This window comes from Vibrio ezurae NBRC 102218, assembly GCF_000467185.1.
Lineage (GTDB): Bacteria > Pseudomonadota > Gammaproteobacteria > Enterobacterales > Vibrionaceae > Vibrio > Vibrio ezurae.
The window spans coordinates 1-5,180 of sequence record NZ_BATM01000029.1; the positions used below are offsets into that span (position 1 = coordinate 1).

At 48.4% G+C, this 5,180-nt stretch carries 1 protein-coding gene; it reads left to right on the top strand.

Annotated elements, in window-relative coordinates:
• Positions 1 to 5,180, top strand: a 5,180-nt coding sequence (locus tag VEZ01S_RS10230) for an Ig-like domain-containing protein (RefSeq protein ID WP_040890703.1), incomplete at both ends; no start/stop codon positions are given.

Here is a 5,180-nt window from a genome sequence, read left to right on the forward strand (position 1 = left end):
CGCACTGACGGCTCTGGTGAGTTAACGACAGTGGAAGTGACTGACGGCACCACCACAGTAACGGTGGATGCGACACAAGCTACAATCGATTCAGCGACAGGGCAGTTCACATTAAGTGGTGTCGACTTATCGGGTAAAGGTTTAGTGGACGGCGTATTGACTGTTAAGGCGACAGCGACCGATGCGGCCGGTAACACCAGTACCGGTACAGGGCAGGCGACGCTTGACGCGCATGCCCCTGATGCGCCGGTATTGACTGCGCCTTCACCAAGCAATGATTTAACGCCGACCTTGCACGGCACGGGTGAGCCAGGTTCTACCATTACCTTCACCGATGGCACAAATGCCTTGGGTCATACAGTGGTGGGCACGGACGGTAAGTTCAGCTTTACTCCAACCACTGATTTACACGAAGGCAGTCAGGTTACAGCCACAGCTACCGATACCGCGGGCAATGTGTCTCCAGCGACGACGGTTGATACTAATATTGATACCACGATTGGACAGACCACTGTTGAGATGACCGATGGCACTGTGGGTAGTGTCGATCACCCTAACAATGACATTGACACTACTGAAATGAGTTCAGTAAGTATCAGTGGCTCAATTGACCACACAGATGGTACAGAGCAATTGACCTCACTGAGTATCAGTGACGGAACACATGTCATGACCCTTGATCCTCAGTCGGTTACAGTCAATCAAAAAACGGGTCAATTTACACTCAGTGGTGTGGATCTAACAGGTCATTCATTTACGGACGGCACGCTCACCGTGACAGCGATTGCTACCGATGCGGCAGGCAACACCAGTCCGGCATCCGCCACCGTCACATTAGATACCTCAGCGCCAACCGCGCCGACGGTAGATGCGATTTTACCGGGCAATGATTTAACGCCAACCATCAAGGGTACAGGTGAGGTAGGCAGTACGATCACCTTTACCGACGGCACGAATGAGTTGGGCCATGTGGTGGTGGGAAGCCAAGGTACGTTCTCCTTTACGCCTTCAACGGACTTAAAGGAAGGTGATCACATTACAGTGACGTCCATCGATAAAGCGGGAAATACATCGCCTGAAGTTAAGGTTGCGAGCAACATCGATACCAGTATTCAGCCAACAACAGTCGATATGACCGATGGCACTGTTGATAGCGTAGATCACCCTAACCATGACATTGGTGCTACTGAAATGAGCTCAGTAAGCATCAGCGGCTCAATTGACCACACAGATGGTACAGAGCAGTTGACCTCACTGAGCATCAGTGACGGAACACATGTCATGACCCTTGATCCTCAGTCGGTCACAATCAATTCACAAACGGGTCAATTTACACTCAGTGGTGTGGATCTAACCGGTCATTCATTTACGGATGGCACGCTTACCGTGACAGCGATTGCTACCGATGCGGCAGGCAATACCAGTCCAGCATCGGCTACCGTCACATTAGATACCTCAGCGCCAACCGCGCCGACGGTAGACGCGATTTTACCGGGCAATGATTTAAAGCCAACCATCACGGGTACAGGTGAGGTAGGCAGTACGATCACCTTCACTGACGGCACGAATGAGTTGGGTCATGTGGTGGTGGGAAGCCAAGGTACGTTCTCCTTTACGCCTTCTACGGACTTGAAAGAAGGCGATCACATTACAGTGACGTCTACGGATAAAGCGGGAAATACGTCGCCTGAAGTTAAGGTTGCGAGCAATATTGATACCACACCAGGTTCAATTTCTTTTGACAAGAATATCTCTGGTGACAACGTGCTTAATCATGTTGAGCAGGGTCAAGACTTGGTGATTTCTGGCACAACAACGGGTATCGAAAATGCCCAAGTTGTTACAGTGCACTTTAATGGTCAGGATTATCCAAGTACGGTAACCGACGGTAAGTGGAGTGTGACGGTAGATAAAGCTGAATTAACCGGCTTAAAAGAAGGTGAATCTCTTTCTATTACTGCAGACGTGAAAGACGTGGCAGGTAATGCGGCTCAGCAAGCGATACATTCATTAGTAGTCGATACTAGTGTGAATGCTCCGACTATTTACTTTGAAAGTACCGGTACCGACAGCGTGTACAATCAAGCCGAAGTGGGTACGGATAACACTATTACAGCGACCATTGATTTACCAACGGATGCGGTGGCAGGAGATACCGTCACCATTGACGGCACCGCTCGTGTATTAAGTGCAACAGACATTACTGCTCAACACATCACTCAAGAGGTGTCGCCAGGCGCATCAGTTACTGCCAGCATCACAGACCAAGCGGGGAACGTATCGGCGTTGATCACCGAGACAGCGGCGAGTGCGGATGTGACGCCACCGACGGCGTTAGTGGTGTCCTTGAAGAACGATACAGGCCATTCTGCGACCGATTTGATTACCAGCGATGGTGCGCTTCAGATTGCGGGTACAGAGCAGGGCGCTTATCTGGAATATTCATTAGACGGTGGTTACACGTGGACTTCAGGCTTTACGCCAGTTGAGGGTCACAACAGTGTGAGCGTGAGACAAGTGGATGTGGCGGGCAATGTGTCAGCCGCCAGTAACGAGTTGGTCTTTACTTTAGACAATGCAGTGACAGCGCCGATAGTGGCACTGACCCACGATACTGGCACCAGTGCTACTGATGCCCGCACGAATGATGGTGCGTTAGATATTACTGGCACCGAAGTGGGTGCGACAGTGGAGTATTCCATCGATGGTGGCACGACGTGGACAGACAGCTTCACGGCTGTTGAAGGTGGGAACAGCGTTGCAGTGCGTCAAACGGACGCAGCGGGTAATGTGTCGGCCGAGACTCAATTCAGCTTTACCTTAGATACACAGGTGACGGCGCCAAGCATTCACTTTGAAAGTACCGGTACCGACAGCGTGTACAACCAAGCTGAAGTGGGTGTGGATAACACTATTACAGCGACCATTGATTTACCAACGGATGCGGTGGCAGGAGATACCGTCACCATTGACGGCACCGCTCGTGTATTAAGTGCAACAGACATTACTGCTCAACACATCACTCAAGAGGTGTCGCCAGGCGCATCAGTTACTGCCAGTATCACAGACCAAGCGGGGAATGTTTCGACACCTGCTGCTGCAGCGGTGCCGACTGCGGATACAACCCCACCTTCTGTATCGGTTCAAATTGCAAGTGTTGCCACGGATGACATTATTAATATCAGTGAGTCTCAACAAAGCACGATTGCAGTAACAGGTGTTGTAACAGGTGAGTTTAATTCTAGTGACAAAGTGACCGTCACTATCGATAAAACACCATATTCAGGCTCTATTGATGGTTCAGGGCACTTTACTGTTGATGTACCTACGAATGAATTTACTGGGCACACTCAAGTTGAAGCCTCCATTACGACTCAGGATACAGCAGGAAATACAGGCTCAGATAAGGATAGTCATAGTTATATTATTGCGACGGATATTCCTTTGATTACGCTAGATCCGATTGCATCCGGTAATGATAGGCGCCCAGCTATTTCGGGCCATGTAGAGGTTAGTTCGCATAAAGCCATACCTCAGGATACGGAAGTAGACATTCAAATTACTGGTGATGCAAACACCTATCGTGTTCATACGATGAACGGGCAAGGGGATTTTGAATTACCAAAGGGTGCATTACTTCAAGATTTACCAGAGGGCTCAAGTGATATTACCGCTACTGTGACAGATAAAGCGGGTAATGTCGGTATGACGGCTGAGCCTGTTGTAGTGGATATCACGGCCGGGAAAATCACAATTGATGACCACCTTGCTAAGGATGATGTAATAAACCATGCAGAACAAGGCCAAGATTTGATTATCTCTGGTACCACATCGGGTATTGAAGATGGCCAACTAGTGACGGTGAACTTTAATGGTCAAAATTATCCAGGTAGTGTTAGTGGTGGCATATGGAGTGCGACGGTAGATAAAGCACATTTAGTGGGTATTACGGACGGAAGCACATTGGTGATTACTGCTGATGTAAATGACGTAGCCGGCAATAAAGCGATCCAAGCTCACCATGATCTAGGTGTGGATTTGAGTGCTAGCGCCACAATTCAAGTTGACCCTCTCTATCCTATCAATCACAACACTACAGGCAACGTTATGTTTACGGGGTCAGTCAGTGGTGATGCACAAGCAGGTGATGTCATTACGGTTGAGGTAAATGGGCAAGAGTTTACAGGCCAAGTGTTGGCAAAGGCTGGGCATTTAGGCTTTGGTGTAGATGTTCCTACAAGTGTATTAAAAGCGCATCAAGGAACGTATTCTGTAAGCGTAACATTGAAAGGCGAAGACTCTCATGGCAATACGTATATCGGTACGAGCCAACAAGATGTAACGGTCGATTCTGTTGAAGGCACGATTGCCATAAACGACCACCTTGCTAATGATGATGTAATAAACCATGCCGAACAAGGTCAAGACTTGGTTATTTCTGGAACTACGTCAGGTATTGAAGATGGCCAAGTAGTGACCGTACACTTTAATCATCAGGATTACACTACAACAGTGCAAGGTAATCAATGGAGTGCAACTGTTGATCACGGTGATTTAGCGAATCTCAATGACAGTGCTAATTTGGTCATCACGGCAAACGTGAATGATAAAGCGGGTAATCCAGCGGTAGAAGCGAGCCATAATTTAGGCGTTGATACTCATGTGGGTGTGCCAACAATACAGTTCCCTACACCGACGAGTACCAGCGGTGAGTATAACGCTGCAGAAGTAGCTGCAGACGGCACTATAGAAGCTACTATTGTTCTACCAGCGGATGCCGTTGCTGGCGACATATTGACTATTGGACATGTCGATCAAATATTGAGTACGGCAGACATCAGCGCTCAACAAGTGAAAACTCAAGTTACACCGGGTGCAACCGTAACGGCGACCTTGACTGACCAATCTGAGAATATGTCGTCACCCGCTACCGAAACGGCGCCGACTGCGGATACAACCCCACCTTCTGTATCGGTTCAAATTGAAAGTGTTGCCACGGATGACATTATTAATATCAGTGAGTCTCAACAAAGCACGATTGCAGTAACAGGTGTTGTAACAGGTGAGTTTAATTCTAGTGACAAAGTGACCGTCACTATCGATAAAACACCATATTCAGGCTCTATTGATGGTTCAGGGCACTTTACTGTTGATGTACCTACGAATGAATTTACTGGGCA